The sequence below is a fragment of the Legionella lansingensis genome, from assembly GCF_900187355.1.
Lineage (GTDB): Bacteria > Pseudomonadota > Gammaproteobacteria > Legionellales > Legionellaceae > Tatlockia > Tatlockia lansingensis.
The window spans coordinates 1,178,197-1,194,286 of the sequence record NZ_LT906451.1 but is presented as its reverse complement, the minus strand read 5'-3'; the positions used below and the strand labels follow the sequence as shown (position 1 = coordinate 1,194,286).

Genomic DNA, 16,090 nt, shown 5'->3' with positions numbered 1-16,090 from the left:
AGTTTAAAAGTTGGCGCAGGCCAAATATTATTGAATATTGAGGACAATTAAGTAATGAATAACAATATCTTGATTGTAGATGATGACACTGAATTAACTGATCTACTCGTTCAATATCTCGAACCTGAAGGGTTTAACGTAGTCTGTGCTCATGATGGCGAAACTGCGGTTAAAAAAGCACTTAATCAGGTTTTCGACGCCATTATTTTAGATGTGATGTTGCCTAAACTGAATGGCTTTGAAGTCCTTAAAGCCATTCGTGAGCACCTGGAGACGCCCGTATTGATGCTAACGGCCCGCGGTGATGATATCGATCGTATCGTTGGTCTTGAGATTGGTGCTGATGACTACTTGCCGAAGCCTTGTAATCCACGGGAATTAGTCGCCAGGCTACGTGCCATTCTTAGACGAACGCAGAAAATCCCAACACAGCGTCCTATTATCGAGCATCAAGACATTGTCGTTGACTGCTCAAAGCGACTGGCCACTCATCACGGTAAACCAATGGAGTTAACCAATGCAGAATTTAATATTCTGGAAATGCTAATTAAATCACCGGGCCAAGCCTTTTCTAAAGAAGAATTAACTGAATATGCTTTAGGAAGAAAGTATACGGCCTACGATCGCAGCATTGACGTACACATCAGTAATTTACGCAATAAGTTAGGCGATAATCAGGAAGGTGAACCCTTGGTAAAAACCGTACGTGGCTTTGGGTATATGTTTAATGCGTAGTTTGTACTGGAAAATCTTCCTGTCTTTCTGGTTAGCGACCATTCTCATTATCATCACCACCGCCTGGGTAACCAGTGAAATCGCACAAAAGTCGTCAATCCCAGCCCGTGAGCGTGTTTTTATGGATAGCTACGCCACTGCGGCTGTCGCAACTTTTGAGTCGGGACGACATGTTGCCTTGAAAAAATGGCTCAACCACATTGGTGCTTCCAGAAAAATGACCTTGTATTTACTAAGTAGCAACGGTGAAATCGTGGGTAATCAAAGCCCGCCTGCAGTGGTCAAACAGATATCAAATAATTTAGTTGCTGAAGATCTCGATGAGGGTGTGCTTAAATTTGGTGATATTATCGTTAGTCATGAGATCCTATCCACTTCAGGCAAAGCCTATCGTCTTGTAGCTGTCAGTGAAAAACCATTAGCACATTTTGTTGAGATACCTTGGGCAGGATTGACCATTCGTTTAGCAATTGCCATCATTATCAGCGGGCTTATTTGCTATTTGTTGTCCATTTATCTTACCCAACCTTTGCGTTCACTGAGAATGGCGGCAAAATCCATCGCTACCGGCCAATTAAGCACCCGTGTAGGTCGTTTTAAGGGACATCGTCGTGATGAAATAGCAGAATTAAGCGGTGAATTTGATCGCATGGCTGAGCAATTAGAAACGATCGTGAATTCAAAGGAGCGGTTATTACAGGATATTTCTCATGAACTACGCTCTCCTCTTGCCCGCCTACAAATTGCTATCGAATTAGGAAGAAAAAAAGCCGGTCAACTTGCTGGGGTGGAATTTTCGCGTATGGAAGTTGAATGTTTGCGTCTTAATACTCTCATTGGGGAGATTCTTGAATTTGCAAGGCTTGATAAATCATTCGCACAGCTCAATCGCACTTTAGTGGATCTGCCTTCTTTACTTGAACAAATCATTACTGATGCCAATTTTGAATTAAGAACCAGCAAGCCAGGAGTTTTTTTACGAGAAGCACAAACCTGTCAATTATTTCTGGATGAGCGCCTCATTCATCGCGCAATTGAAAATATTATACGCAATGCTCTACATTATTCCGCCCCTAATCCGCAAGTAAATGTTTCTTTGCGTTTTGATGATAATCATTCACAAGTTTATATTGATATTGAAGATAATGGCCCTGGGGTACCAGAACAACAATTAGAAAAAATCTTCAACCCTTTCTATCGCGTTGATACATCAAGGGAGAAAAAAACAGGCGGATATGGACTCGGTTTATCCATAGCGCAGCAGGCCATAAAATTACATCATGGTTTCATTTGTGCTATGAATCGTAAGGAGGGCGGCTTGTTGGTAAGAATTTGCTTACCTATATCATTGAATCAATTGTCATCCTCATCTGATCAACTCATTCAAGAATAGATAATGCATGCATAGCCATCATTCGTTCCTCATTCGCAGGAATGACATGCGTTTCGAAAGGCAATAGGAACGCAAGTCGCTGCAAGATAGCTTCACGCACAAAACAAGAATTTTCCCCTATACCTCCTGTAAAGACGATAGCATCTACTCCCCCTAGTGCAACAGCCATCATACCTATAAGTTGGGCTCCTTTTAAGCAGAAATAATCAAGGGCAAATTGCGCGTTTGCCTCCTTACTATCTTGCAGTGAACTAACATCGTTAGTCCACTCTGATAACGCGAGAAGACCAGACTGTTGATAAAAAATGGCTTCCACCTCATCTGGGGATAGACCAAGATCCCGGATCATATAAATAACGACTCCCGGATCCAATTGTCCACAGCGGGTGCCCATTGGTAAACCATCAAGCGCTGTCATGCCCATTGTGGTGTCAATACTGACGCCATTATGCATGGCACATAAGCTTGCACCATTACCCAGGTGTGCTGCGATAACTCGTCCCTTGGCAAGCTTCGGAGCCTTTAATCGCAAAGCATAAGCAATCCACTCGTAGGAAAGACCATGAAAGCCATAACGGCGAATCCCTTTATCGCGAATTTTTTTAGGCAAGGCATATTCAGTGAAAAGCGTCCCATGATTGGCATGAAAGGCTGTATCGAAACAGGCTATCTGCGGGATACCAGGCATGAGTGCAGCAATCATTTCGATAGCTGCCAGATTATGTGGTTGATGTAGTGGTGCTAATGAGCATAATTCCGCAAGATGTGTGATCACTTCGGGCGTTACTCGCACACTGGTGGGAAATTGCGTCCCCCCGTGAACAATGCGATGAGCGACTGCACAAACTTGCCAATACGACTTTTGGGATTTAACCCATTTTAAAATCCATTGCAAAGCGTCTTCATGGGTAAAATTTACAGGAAGATTAACGGTTGATTTATTCTGAACACTTGCTGTCTCATTCATCGCTGTAAATACAGGATGATTACCCAAATTGTCGACCTTACCTTTAGCAAGAAGTTGCAATGCTGGCTCCCTTAAGAAGAGCTGAAATTTGACACTCGATGATCCTGCATTAATTACAAGAATACTGTTTACTCCGGCTGTCATTTAATTTTTCCTGCTTTTCGAGCAGCAGCCATTTTAACTGCCAAGGCACAAGACAGAAGACGTGTGCGCAATGAGTCTGCTCGACTGACAAGGATGATTGGCACTCGAGCACCCAAAACAATCCCAGCTGCATCGGCATGACCCAGAAAAGTTAATTGCTTAGCCATAATATTGCCAGATTCTATTTCAGGAACCAAAAGTATATCTGCGTCTCCAGCAACTTCAGATACAATGCCCTTTTCCTCTGCTGCTTCTTTGTTAATAGCATTGTCAAAGGCCAAAGGACCATCAAGAACACCGCCGATGATTTGGCCACGATCGGCCATTTTACACAAAATTGCCGCATCAACGGTCGCTTGCATTTTAGGATTAACAAGCTCTACAGCAGCTAGTATAGCTACTTTTGGTTTTTTATCTTCGCCGTATAATACCCGCCAAAGATTGATGGCGTTTTGGCAGATATCCGCCTTTTCAGTAGCACTAGGAGCAATGTTAACTCCTGCATCAGTAATTATCAGCGGCTTGTGATAAGATGGCACATCCATAAGATAGGCATGACTAATGCGATATTTTGTCCGTAAGTTTGCCGCTGTAGACACAACGGCCGTTAACAACTCTTTTGTTTCCAATGCCCCCTTCATGATCGCATCGGCTTGTCCATTCGATGCCAACTCCGCTGCCTTTGCCGCTGCGGCATCACTATGTTCGGTATCAATGAGCTTCCACTCTGAAATATCAATTTTTGCTTCATCTGCAGCCTGCTTAATCCTGTGCATTGGACCAATTAAAATAGGGATAATAAATCCAGCCTTGACCGAATCCTGCACTGATTCCAACACCTTGCCCTTTACCGGATGAACTACGGCCGTACGAATCGCTTCCATACTCCGACAAGATTCAATGATTCCCTGATAACGATCATGATTATGAATTTCTACATGCGGCATACTCGCACGTTCAACTCGTATTTTTTTTGTTGGCGCCAAGACCGTAGCCAGCCCCTCCATGACAGTTTCCCCACGTTGGTTCACCCCTTTACAATCAAAGATTACTATAGGTTTATCATCGTGTTTATCACGCACAATAACAGTAATAGTGATATTATCTCCAACGCGCACTGGTTTTTTAAACTTGATATCCTGCTCCAAATAGATAGTCCCCGGCCCTGGTAATCGCGTTCCAAGAAGAGCAGAAATTAACGAGCCTGACCACATACCATGACCAACGATGCCATGGAAGATATCGCTTTTGGCAAATGTTGGATCCACGTGAGCCGGATTAACATCACCAGACATTGCAGCAAACAGTGCAATATCATCTTGCGTAAGTGTCTTACTGAGGCTAACTTGCCGACCGAGACTAAGCTCATCAAACGTAACATTTTCAAGGAATTCTTTTTCCATATCTTCTCTTATTTTTGTATACAGCGGTTAAATTATGTCGTCCTCACGTCGGAAGTTCAACGATCTCTTAAGGTTCAAAATAAACCAATTTGCATGGATAATGTCCATAGTTGATATTATAATTAAAGAACGTTCCTTGCTTCCAAGTGATTTACTTGTCGAATTAAGGCTCAGAGCCACATCAGTGGAGTATGCTTTTACTGAGAGACAAGGACCTAAATGATTGCTATATCTGGATACGCATTACAAGAAAAAATGCGGCATAACCATAATATAGACACTTATTATGCTCTAAGGCGAAAAGATAAGTGTAAGGTCTTATTGAAGATGCCCAACAACCATCATGCATCCTCCGAAAATTTAGCTATCCTACAACACGAATTTCACTTGTTGAAGAAGATTAAAGCGCCTAGCATCATAAAAGCTTATGATTTTATTCAAAATGCTGCTGCGCCTGTTTTAATTTTGGAGGGGGTGGAAGGACAATTATTAAACTCCTATCTCAATATTCACCAACTGGAAATCAGTGATTTTTTTAATTTAGCATTGCAGTTAGTTGATATTATAGAAGAATTGCACCAACTAAATATTACCCACAAAGAGATAAGACCATCCAATATTGTAATCAATCCTAAAAAGTTAAATCTTAAATTAATCGATCTCAGTGCCTCTACCAAACTATCTGAGGAAATATTTGATTTTACTAATTTGAGTGGCTTTGAAGAAAGTTTAGCCTATATCTCACCCGAGCAAACCGGGCGCATAAACCGTCTAGTTGACTACCGCACCGATTTTTATTCTCTTGGCATCACGCTTTATGAAATGTTGACCAATCGATTGCCCTTTCAATCAAATGACCCTCTTGAGCTAGTGCATTGTCATATTGCAAAAAAACCTCCCTCTGTGCTAGATGCACAGCCAAATACCCCAAGAATGTTGGCAGCAATTATTGATAAATTATTAAAAAAAATGCCCGAAGAGCGTTATTCAAGCGTTATCGGATTAAAATCAGACCTGCAAGAGTGCCAAAAACAGTGGCAGTCTAAAGGCAATATCAGTAAATTTCCGCTTGGTTTAAATGACACAAAAGATCATTTGAATATTTCTCGCAATCTATATGGCCGAAAACAGCAGGTTAATCAGCTCATTGAAGCCTTTGATCGCGTAGGTCAGGGAACCAAAGAAATAATATTTATTGCAGGGTATTCTGGGATTGGCAAAACCTCTTTAGTTAAAGAAGTGCACAAACCCATCATGCAACATAGAGGCTATTATATTCAAGGTAAATTTGACCAATTGCAACAAAGCATACCCTATAGCGCAATTGTTACCGCCTTCCAAAATCTGGTGAAGCAAGTACTCTCAGAAAGTGAAAGCAGGCTGCAGGAGCTCAAGGAGCATCTCATACATTCCTTAGGGAATGTTGGTCAAGTCGTCATAGATGTTATTCCAGAAGTTGAACTCATTATAGGTGAACAACCACCAGTACCTGAGCTTAACCCAACGGATGCACAAATCCGGTTTAACCTGGTGTTTCAAAATTTTGTGCGTGTATTTGCCCAAGCTAATCATCCTCTTGTTTTGTTTTTAGATGACTTACAGTGGTCTGATAATTCATCCCTTAATTTTATTGAAAATTTATCACAAGATCGTGAAACAAATTATTTACTGATTATTGGTGCATATCGCGATAACGAAATTGATAATTATCACCCATTACAATTCACCATAAATAATCTAAGAAAACTTAACATTGCATTCAACATCTTAACACTGCAACCACTGCAATTAACCGATCTTAAACAGCTGCTCGCTGATACGTTGTCTGGCCCTCCTGAAAAAATTCACAATCTTGCGCAATGTATTTTCGATAAAACTCACGGCAATCCGTTTTTTATCAATGAATTTATCAAAATCATTCACCAGGAAAAAATATTAACTTTCTCTTATGAATACGACGCCTGGGAGTGGGATTTAACTAAAATTCAACAGCAAAGCGCGACAGATAATGTTATTGATCTTCTTACAACCAAAATTCATATACTCCCAAGCCGTACGCAAGAAATTTTAAAACTGGCCTCATGCATTGGTCATCAGTTTGATTTCAAAACGTTGTTAATTGTCAATGGTCAAACCATCAGTAAAACAGCAGAGCAACTATGCGAAGCAATTAAAGCAAATTTAATTTATTCTCTTGAGAAACCCTATAAAACAGTCGGTTTAATAGGGCTAGAAGAAATTATTACTGATCTCAATATCAGTACATTACATTACCGGTTTGCTCACGACAGAATTCAGCAAGCAAGCTATGAGCTTATTGCGGAAAAAGACAGGTCACCTATTCATCTTAAGATAGGTAGATTACTACTAAAAGAAAAACCATTAGAAGAACAGGATGAGCGCTTATTTGATGTGATGAAGCATTTTAATCAAAGCATCTCTTTGATTGATGATAGCGATGAAAGGCTTTTGCTGGCTAAATACAATCTTTGGGGTGGTCAACGCGCAAAATTAGCATCTGCTTATTATACTGCGAATGAATACTTAACAGCCGGAGTTGAATTATTAGAACCAGATGTTTGGGAAAAAAATTATGAATTAGCTTTTCAACTTTATAAAGAATTAGCCGTATGCAAATATTTTACCGGTGATTTCAAAGCTGCGGATAAGTATTTTTGCGAGCTTTTAAACCACGTAAATAATGTTCTTGATAATTTAGAAATTTACCGTCTTAAAATAGAGATGCTTTCTACTTTAGGTAAACATACTGAAGCCTTGCAAATTGGACTAGCCGCATTGCGAAATTTTGGTATAAAGATACCTAAAAATCCTAATATGATTCATATCTTACTAGCTATCTATAGGATTAAATTTCAAATAAAAAATACCAAGATTGAAAATATCTATTTACCACCAATGGTCGATGCAAAACAAAGAGCGATAGCCGACTTAATTACTCAGTTACTTAACAGCGCATTTATAACCAATCAACAATTATTTATCATACTTATTTGCAAAAATGTTAGCCTCAGTTTAAAGCACGGATACACTGAAAGCACGTCGATGTCTATGCCAGTTTATGCCTTTGTTATTATGCATTCGCTTAATCTTTATGATGAGGCCATTTCATTTGTAAAACTTTATAATCGTCTAAAGCAAACATATGGCACATCGAATTTCGAAGGTAAAAATCAATTTGTGTTAGGTGCTTTTATTGAGCCCTATCAATCATCGATTAATGCTTCTAACGACACTATAGCTAAAGCATTTAGACTCTGCTGTGAAGTGGGAGACTTAGTATACAGTAACTACAGCAATTTATTACTGGTTTGGCACACTCTATCAGCGGGGAAAACTATAAATGATGCTAAAAAAAATATTCAATCTACTTTGTCATTTATGTCACGAGTAAATATCTCCGACTTTATTACAGTAGCAAAATTCTGGGAATATTTTACTCAGTGTTTAGAAAATCCCGAACTAGTCAAGGTTGGGCAATCAGCCTCTTTTGAAAAGACGATCATAAAAGGAAAGAATACAACGGAATTAAGCTTTTTTTATGGTTCATTGACTCGTTTACACGTTTTATTAGGAAATTTTGAAGAGGCTGTGAAAGCGGGTAAAAATTATGAGATATATTCTGACTACGACAAAGGGCTACTCACCCATTTGGATAGTAAGTTTTTCTTTGCCCTCGCATTATTTTTCCACTTTCCGCAAGCATCCAGAACGGAGCGCAAATTATATTTAAAAAAGCTAAAGCATTTAAGCCATTTTATTGAAAAATATGCGACTTGGTGTCCCAATAACTTTAAATCTTATTCGTTGTTAATCGCAGGAGAATTTGCCCATCTAAGACATCAATATGATCTTGCCCTTACGCTTTACGAGCAAGCCATTGAAACAGCTCTTTCCAGCGGCCTTGTTTTAGTTGCGGCCATTGCAAGCGAGTGCGCCGGTCGTCATTGTCTTGCTGCCAAAGTGGACAGAATCGCAAGATTATACATTCAGAATGCTCATCAATATTTTAAAGATTGGGGGGCAATCACCAAACTTAAATTATTAGAACGAGCTTACCCTACTTTGAATATCACAAATAACAATGTCACGCTTCCCAAAACGGGCCCTTATCAAACAAGTACACAAAACCTGGATATGCTGGCCATTTTAAAGTTCACACAACTGATATCAAGTGAAATTCGTTTAGATAAACTTTTGCAAAAATTCATGGTCATTGTATTAGAGAATGCCGGAGCACAACGAAGCATCATTTTAACCAAGGTTAATGATCGATGGGTTATCGAAGCAGAAGGAAACTTGGAACAACAAGTCGTTTATCTTAATAATATTATCCCTCAAGAAACAGATCCCAAATACCCAACGTCTATTTTGCATTATGTTCAACGTACACAAAAACCAATTATTTTAAATGATGCAACGCAATCTGAACTTGATTTCCACGATACATACATTCAACAAGAACATCCCAGATCACTGTTGATGATGCCCTTATTTTATCAAGGTCAGTTGTGTCGAATCCTCTATCTAGAAAATAAGAGTAGCAGTTATACATTTACACCAAGTCATCTAAGTAGCTTACAATTGCTATCATCCCAAGCGATGACCTCCTTGGAAAATGCCAAGCTCTATTATCAAGCTACCCATGATCCTCTGACTGGGTTGGCCAACAGGAATATGCTATATGAAATATTCCAACAAACTACAAAACAAGTTATCCGCTCTCAAGGCAAAATCGCCTTATTATTCCTGGATCTTGATTATTTTAAAGTGATTAATGATACCTTGGGTCATGATAATGGCGATAAATTATTGATACACATTGCAAACACACTAACCTCAACGTTGCGAGAAGGTGATATTGCGGCTCGGATAGGAGGAGATGAGTTTGCAGTAATGCTTGCTAATGTTACTTCTCATGATCAAGTCACAATTATTGTAGAGCGTTTATTCCACGAACTGTCCAAACCATTTCACATTGACGATCATTTGATGCAGATTACATCTAGCATGGGCATTAGCCTGTTTCCGCAGGATGGTAACGATATCCAAACATTACTTAAACTTGCCGATACCGCACTCTACCAAGCAAAAGAAATGGGTAGAAACCAATTCCATTACTATTCAACAGAACTCTATGAAGAGTATCAAAGAGTTCATGGTTTAGATAAAAACTTACAACGTGCTTATGATAACCAAGAGTTTTTTTTAATGTATCAACCATTTTATGATATTAACACTAAGCAAATTATAGGGCTTGAAACATTACTACGCTGGAATCACCCGAAAAAAGGAATATTAGAAGCCGGTGATTTTATCCATACTTTAGAAAAGAGCCCATTAATTGTTCCCGTCAGCGAATGGATTATTAAAACGGCCTGCAAGCAAGCTAAAATATGGCGGGATAAAAAAATACTGTCAGGTTCGATTGCCATCAATGTGTCAGCAATCCAATTTATTCGTCACTCCCTTAGCGATGTCCTCTCTGCGATTTTAAGCGAAACGCAATTAAATTCTTCGGCTATCGAGTTAGAAATTACAGAAACAATTTTTATTGATTACAATGAAAATTTGCATAATGAAATTGATGCCTTACAAAAAATGGGTATCCATCTAGTCATGGATGATTTTGGTACAGGTTATTCAGGTTTATCCTACTTAAAACATTTGCCAGTCAATAAAATAAAAATTGATAAGACATTTATTAAGAATTGTGAAACAGATTACCTCGATCAAACCATTATCAGTGCCATTACTACGATGGCTCACAAATTAAATATTAAAGTCATTGCCGAAGGTGTTGAAAATGAAACACAACTCAAGATATTACAAGAACAAGGTATTGATGGTGTTCAGGGCTATTACTATTCTCGGCCGTTGACAGCAGAAGGCTGTGAAACCTATTTAAAAAAGAATATAGTGCAAATTTCTTAATTCGCTAAAAATAGAACAATAGACGTTATTTGCGAGCATCGCAGCGTAGCAAATGACGGCTAGTGTTCATTTTTAGTAGAATTAATTAACAAGCTCTTAATTAATAGGGTCTTTAATGACAATCACCACTCTCAGTAAACAAGAAAAAAATTGGATCCTAGAAAAACGGGTAACAAGACTATCTGACAACAAAGAAGTCCAAATATATCCAATGGGTGCAGAGAGGTATTTATCATCCGTTTTATTTGGAAATATAAAGAATCGATATAACATCCGGACAGATATTGAGGGAAAAAATATTTTAGTCATTCCAGGGTATGGGAATAGTGGATTTTTATTCGCAGAAGCAGGAGCAAAATCGATTACGATCTATGACAAGGATCCAATTACCATCGCGTGGATAAAGGCATTTAAGAAATATTATAACTATAGAGAATACAAGGATAACGATAGACCTTATCCTTCAATTGGTGAATTACTCACAGCGCTTACCTGTTGGTACCCCCCGCTGATCACTTTACCCTCCGGAAAATATCGGAATGCTTTACTCAAGGTGATTAATCCCCAATCATTAAGACGCTCTTACCTCTTCTACATGCTAGCGCTCGTGCGCAAGGCTATTCAATCTAAAGTCCAAAGTGATTTTGAATTGAACAAGAATATACAGTTCTATGTGGGTGAAATTCATAAACTCGTCCAGAGTGAGGAAAAACAAACATTTGACACTGCTTTCATACCTTATCTTTTGGGGGTTCGCAATGGTATTGAGAAAGAGGCAGAGATCGTGCATTTCATTGAACAACTCGTCAAACTTGTTCCCAAAGGCCACATCTTAATAAACCCCTCTCGCGATACCAAAGAGTTTTACATTATTGGCAAACGTTACTTTGTCACCACAGGTTACAAGAATATTCAAGATATTCCAGCATTGCAAAAATATGCCTTAACAGAAGACAAAAATTGGTTTCGTACTCAGGGCCTAGCAATATTTAGTGCGTCCAAGAATTGATGCCCTCACTCTACCCTCTCTCAGAGGGAGAGGGGAAAATGCCTCTCCCTCTGAGAGAGGTCGACGCGCATAGCGCAGCGGGTGAGGGGGAAAACTATCCCCCAATTTTTGCCTTAATATAAACTCCCGCAGGCTTTAAGTTGCTGTCTGTCCAGGCTCCTCCGGGGCAAGTACCTGTTTTCCAAATGGCTCCTGAGCGAAAATCATCTGAATAATTCCAGTTAGACCAACTAATTTTTTTTGTAGCCATTAACTGCATATATCTATCGGACATAACAAAATCATTCGCGCCATCGCCTGAATATGTTTGCGTGCCAAATTCTGTTACAAAAATAGGTAAGACATCAGAGGCTCTATCCAGTTCGGCATAGTAAGTATCTTTATGTGAAGCTGCATAGAAATGAAATGCATACATAATATTAGAAAAATTCACCGGCGCATTAATGATATCTTGTGACGTTCTGCCATCAGAGACACCTAAAGAACTCCAACCAGGGGTGCCAACAATAATAACTGTTTTAGGATCAACCGCACGAATGACTGGGATCAAAGCATCAGCATAACTCTTAATGGTGCTCCAACTGACCCCATTCGGTTCGTTGGCGATCTCATACAGCAAGTTGTTATTGTTTTTATGCGCATTTGCGATGGCAGTAAAAAATGTTTTTGCCCTTTCAAGATTATGGTTAGGATTGCCAGGACTAAGAATATGCCAATCAACGATGACGTAAACACCGCGTTTAGTCGCTTCATCAATTAAGTCATTAACCTGCTTTGTGAAAGCAACTGGGTCGGTTTCGTAGCCTCCCTCTTGAACATACATGGCAATCCTCATCACGCTAGCACCCCAATTTACCATGGTGTCTAAAGAGGCCGTCGTCAAACAAACTTTACTGGTTTTACTACCCTGCCACCCATACCATTGAATACCATGAGAGCTCATTCCTCGTAATTGAATGGGTTGGTCATGTTCATTGCAAAGTTTGGTGCCACACACACTTAACTGACCATTAAGGCCAACAGGAGTGCTGTTTGTTTGTTCTGTTAGAGTAATGATTTCGGTTGCATTATCTGTTGCGACTAAAGGCTGTGGGTCAAAGTTAATCGTATACCCTGTCACAGGGTCGGAAGAAACATTATAAACAACTCCGGTTATTAGTGAGATATTGCTAGACCCACTACCGTTATTAAGATCAATCGTATGAATCACTGGAGCTGTGTTGTTATTGGGCATTAGAGTAATCTTTAATGAAGATAGGTTAGCAGGAGCGCCATTCACACTAAGCGTGACAAGGCTTTGTGGAGTTTGCGTGCAAGTGTAGGTCAAGTTTGTAGTAGGCTCACTGTTTTCGCTGGCAACTAAGCTTTCGGGCGTGAAAACCGCTTCACAATTATAGCCGTTATAGTTAATGTTGGCTGTTGAGAAAGCATAGGTTTTGCCATTTTTAAGATTGGCTACTGTTGTTGACTCGCCCCAATTTACAGCAACAGATGCAGAACCACTGGCACCAACCTCAGTCACCTGCACAGTAGGATTATTGCTATAGCCAAATAATTCGTCGGGTAGTTGCTGCAATTGAATCACTACTTTTCCCGTTTGCTGCACCATGTTGTAAGTGATTGTTGACTTGACCGTTTGACCGGATACAACACTTACCTGACTGGGTGTAGCAGTTCCCTGATAGACGGTACCGTTAGCGTCAACAATTTGATCAGCAGAGATGTTATAGGAGCCCGAGGAGAGCCCAACAAGGGTCTGCATCCCATTCCAGGGAAGCTGCACATCACTAATGGTTTGTCCATTTGCTGTCACATGAATCAGTGCATATGTCTGGGAAACATTCGTTGGCTTACCTGATGCATTGGTTAGCTCTATGTTGCCCACTGCGATGGGAGCACTAAGATAAACGTTTGCCTCTCCGATGTGTCCTTCAGATTTTGCTCCATATTGAATCTTAATTGCTGATCCTGCGGGTAACTTGCTGTTGGCTCCAGGATAACTGGGGAAGTGAAGGTTTAACGTGCTTAAATAATAGTCTTCGATTTGCTGTGAAGTTATTTTTAATTGATTATCAGGATAGGATAATGGGCCAAAATCCCCCCAAAAACTCGTGTTTAATGCTATCTTGTTTTTAAATGTAATGACTGCATTTTGAAAATCAACGACTTGATTGCAATTATTGGTTAATTTTAAGGTGATGTTTTGCCAATGACTGTCACCTACTGAGCTGAAAACCGATGTAATACATGTTGTGGGCTGTGGGGCAAGAGAAGATATACCGGGTGTGGCAAAAATGTTCGTTGCTGAAAGCAAAAATAACCCAACACGCTGAACTAACCTTGTAACCCTTTTCATATCTTGTCCCCTTTTAAGATAATGTTGTGTATCTTATCAGGGTTGTAGACTTAGGTGTAGAGTGGGATATGCCGCTAAGCAATCCCATCTCGTGGAAAGGAGGTTAACGATGACTGAACAAGATAATGAGAGCTATGATTTCGAGATCCCAGAGGAAGGACTGGATTATGAGATCCTTGATAGCGCCTTCAACTCCACTACTGAAGCATTTATTAAAGTTAATGGTATTCAACCCGGTATGCGTGTTTTGGACGTTGGCAGTGGATCAGGAATAATGACGCACTATCTTGCACGTCAAGTGGGCCAACATGGCCACGTATTATCTATCGATAATAGTCCAGAGCAACTAGGACGTGCTCGCCGTTACTGCGAGCAGCAAAGTGATAAAAATATTAGCTTTAAAGTCCTTTCAATTTATGAGCTTAATCAACTTAATGAACATTTTGATTTCATCTATTGTCGCTTTGTGCTGCATCATTTGCATAGCCCACGGCTAGCCATTAACCTTTTTTATCAAGCCTTAAACAAAGAGGGAATTTATATCGCTGAAGAGGGGATTGTCAGTGCAGGATTTGCCTATCCCCCATCAAAAGCCTGGCAATATAATCGCCCACCAACCCTCCTCCCTGAGGAAGAAAAAGAAGGGACTCATCGTGATGGTGAGTTTGGAATGAAACTCTATTATTGGATGAAAAAATCAGGTTTCACTATTCGAGATGCAAAGCTAGTACAGCCCTTATTGATTACATATAAACAGAAAAAGAGGTTAGTCGATGGTCATGATGCCTATAAAAAGACCGCTCTTCTTCATGACCAAAGTGAGGCAGATTGGGAAGAACAAAGACAAGAACTCATGCGTTTAGCCAGCGATGACTTTTCGATCGTGGGCTTTTATCAATCTTGTCAGGTATGTGGTATTAAATCATGAACAATATGGGATTTCGAAAGAAAGCAAGGAGCTTACCTCATGATCATTTCATCTGCTTCTGATTATCGAGAAGCTGCAAAACGCAAACTGCCGCGTTTTTTGTTTGATTATATTGATGGTGGCTCCTATGCTGAACATACGTTAAAAGCTAACACCGCGGATCTTGAAAAAGTTACCCTACGACAGCGTGTTCTAAAAAACATAGACAGTTTGAGCCTCGAAACCGAATTATTTGGACAAAAGCTAGCAATGCCTATCGTATTAGCCCCAGTAGGTATTACCGGCATGTATGCGAAGCGCGGAGAGGTGCAAATGGCCAAAGCAGCTGCTAACAAAGGTATACCCTTCACATTATCCACGGTATCCGTTTGCTCTATAGAAGAAGTGTCTTCACAAAGCTCACAGCCTATCTGGTTTCAGCTGTATGTGCTTAAAGACCGCGGCTTTATGAAGAATGTACTTGAAAGAGCGCAAGCTGTTGGCGTGCAAAATCTTGTCTTTACAGTGGATATGTCAATGCCTGGCGCTCGCTATCGTGATGCGCATTCAGGAATGTCTGGCCCCTTCGCAACGGGAAGACGCATCCTTCAAGCCATTAGAAAACCCAGTTGGGCTCTCAAAGTTGGACTCATGGGACGTCCACATCACCTTGGGAATATCTCAGCGTATTTGCACAAAACCATAGGGTTGGAAAATTATATTGGCTGGTTGACTAAAAATTTTGATCCATCCATCAGCTGGAAAGATCTAGAATGGATTCGCAATTTCTGGAAAGGTTCAATGATAGTTAAAGGTATCCTGGATCCCGAAGATGCAAAGGAGGCAATCCAATTTGGGGCGGATGGCATCATTGTTTCCAATCATGGCGGTCGCCAACTGGATGGGGTATTGTCAACAGCAAACGCCTTACCTGCGATAGTAGACGCTGTGGGCAATGACCTTACTGTTCTAGTCGATTCTGGGATACGTTCAGGCCTTGATGTGGTTCGCATGCTGGCTCTTGGTGCAAAAACCGTACTGATTGGACGATCTGCCGTCTACTCTTTGGCGGCAGCAGGGCAAGCTGGTGTCGAAAATTTGCTGAATATCTTTGCCGATGAAATGCGCATTGCTATGGCTTTAACTGGAGTTACTGCTGTCGAGCAAATTACTCAATCAAATCTTGTCTATCCAAGACCAACGTACCCCCTGAAGAAAAACTAA

Annotated in this window: 9 protein-coding genes; 6 read left to right on the top strand and 3 right to left on the bottom strand. The window is 40.2% G+C overall.

Annotation, left to right across the window (positions count from 1 at the left end; all coding sequences use genetic code 11):
• Positions 1–54: 54 nt before the first annotated feature.
• Both cpxR and cpxA read left to right on the top strand, forming a co-directional pair.
• A complete protein-coding gene (cpxR, locus tag CKV79_RS05365; protein WP_028373911.1) occupies positions 55–735 on the top strand; it encodes a two-component system response regulator CpxR in 681 nt (226 codons plus the stop codon).
• Entirely contained in the window at positions 728–2,128 is a 1,401-nt protein-coding gene (gene cpxA, locus CKV79_RS05360) for a two-component system sensor histidine kinase CpxA (protein WP_028373910.1), read from the top strand. Before cpxR ends, cpxA begins: the two co-directional genes overlap by 8 nt.
• Here the strand turns inward: cpxA and CKV79_RS05355 are convergent.
• Positions 2,115–3,239 carry an acetate/propionate family kinase gene (locus CKV79_RS05355; protein ID WP_028373909.1) on the bottom strand — a complete coding sequence of 375 codons (1,125 nt, stop codon included), beginning with the start codon at positions 3,237–3,239 and terminating at the stop codon, positions 2,115–2,117. The two genes, cpxA and CKV79_RS05355, sit on opposite strands and share 14 nt — an antisense overlap.
• The gene (locus CKV79_RS05350) at positions 3,236–4,642 is read right to left on the bottom strand and encodes a bifunctional enoyl-CoA hydratase/phosphate acetyltransferase (RefSeq protein WP_028373908.1); all 1,407 of its coding nucleotides are present in this window, start codon (positions 4,640–4,642) and stop codon (positions 3,236–3,238) included. The genes CKV79_RS05355 and CKV79_RS05350 overlap by 4 nt, the downstream gene beginning before the upstream one ends.
• A gap of 219 nt (positions 4,643–4,861) precedes the next feature.
• On the opposite strand from CKV79_RS05350, the gene CKV79_RS05345 reads away from it, so the two are divergent.
• Both CKV79_RS05345 and CKV79_RS05340 read left to right on the top strand, forming a co-directional pair.
• Positions 4,862–10,594 (top strand): EAL domain-containing protein, encoded by a 5,733-nt coding sequence (locus tag CKV79_RS05345; RefSeq protein WP_028373907.1) that lies wholly within the window; start codon positions 4,862–4,864, stop codon positions 10,592–10,594.
• A gap of 115 nt (positions 10,595–10,709) precedes the next feature.
• Entirely contained in the window at positions 10,710–11,603 is an 894-nt protein-coding gene (locus CKV79_RS05340; protein ID WP_028373906.1) for a hypothetical protein, read from the top strand.
• Positions 11,604–11,697: 94 nt separating this feature from the next.
• On the opposite strand, the gene CKV79_RS05335 is transcribed toward CKV79_RS05340, so the two are convergent.
• Positions 11,698–13,959: a glycoside hydrolase family 5 protein gene (locus CKV79_RS05335; protein WP_051546220.1), complete on the bottom strand. Its 2,262-nt coding sequence runs from the start codon at positions 13,957–13,959 to the stop codon at positions 11,698–11,700.
• Positions 13,960–14,068: 109 nt separating this feature from the next.
• Here CKV79_RS05335 and CKV79_RS05330 point away from each other — a divergent pair, with 109 nt between their 5' ends.
• Together CKV79_RS05330 and lldD are read left to right on the top strand one after the other, a co-directional pair.
• Positions 14,069–14,887 (top strand): class I SAM-dependent methyltransferase, encoded by an 819-nt coding sequence (locus CKV79_RS05330; protein WP_051546219.1) that lies wholly within the window; start codon positions 14,069–14,071, stop codon positions 14,885–14,887.
• Positions 14,888–14,926: 39 nt separating this feature from the next.
• Positions 14,927–16,090: an FMN-dependent L-lactate dehydrogenase LldD gene (gene lldD / locus CKV79_RS05325; RefSeq protein WP_028373905.1), complete on the top strand. Its 1,164-nt coding sequence runs from the start codon at positions 14,927–14,929 to the stop codon at positions 16,088–16,090.

What these genes read in the sequence shown, in the direction of transcription:
- cpxR (WP_028373911.1), top strand. Translation starts at nt 55, where the DNA reads ATGAATAACAATATCTTGATTGTAGATGATGACACTGAATTAACTGAT.
- cpxA (WP_028373910.1), top strand. Translation starts at nt 728, where the DNA reads ATGCGTAGTTTGTACTGGAAAATCTTCCTGTCTTTCTGGTTAGCGACC.
- CKV79_RS05355 (WP_028373909.1), bottom strand. Translation starts at nt 3,239, where the DNA reads ATGACAGCCGGAGTAAACAGTATTCTTGTAATTAATGCAGGATCATCG.
- CKV79_RS05350 (WP_028373908.1), bottom strand. Translation starts at nt 4,642, where the DNA reads ATGGAAAAAGAATTCCTTGAAAATGTTACGTTTGATGAGCTTAGTCTC.
- CKV79_RS05345 (WP_028373907.1), top strand. Translation starts at nt 4,862, where the DNA reads ATGATTGCTATATCTGGATACGCATTACAAGAAAAAATGCGGCATAAC.
- CKV79_RS05340 (WP_028373906.1), top strand. Translation starts at nt 10,710, where the DNA reads ATGACAATCACCACTCTCAGTAAACAAGAAAAAAATTGGATCCTAGAA.
- CKV79_RS05335 (WP_051546220.1), bottom strand. Translation starts at nt 13,959, where the DNA reads ATGAAAAGGGTTACAAGGTTAGTTCAGCGTGTTGGGTTATTTTTGCTT.
- CKV79_RS05330 (WP_051546219.1), top strand. Translation starts at nt 14,069, where the DNA reads ATGACTGAACAAGATAATGAGAGCTATGATTTCGAGATCCCAGAGGAA.
- lldD (WP_028373905.1), top strand. Translation starts at nt 14,927, where the DNA reads ATGATCATTTCATCTGCTTCTGATTATCGAGAAGCTGCAAAACGCAAA.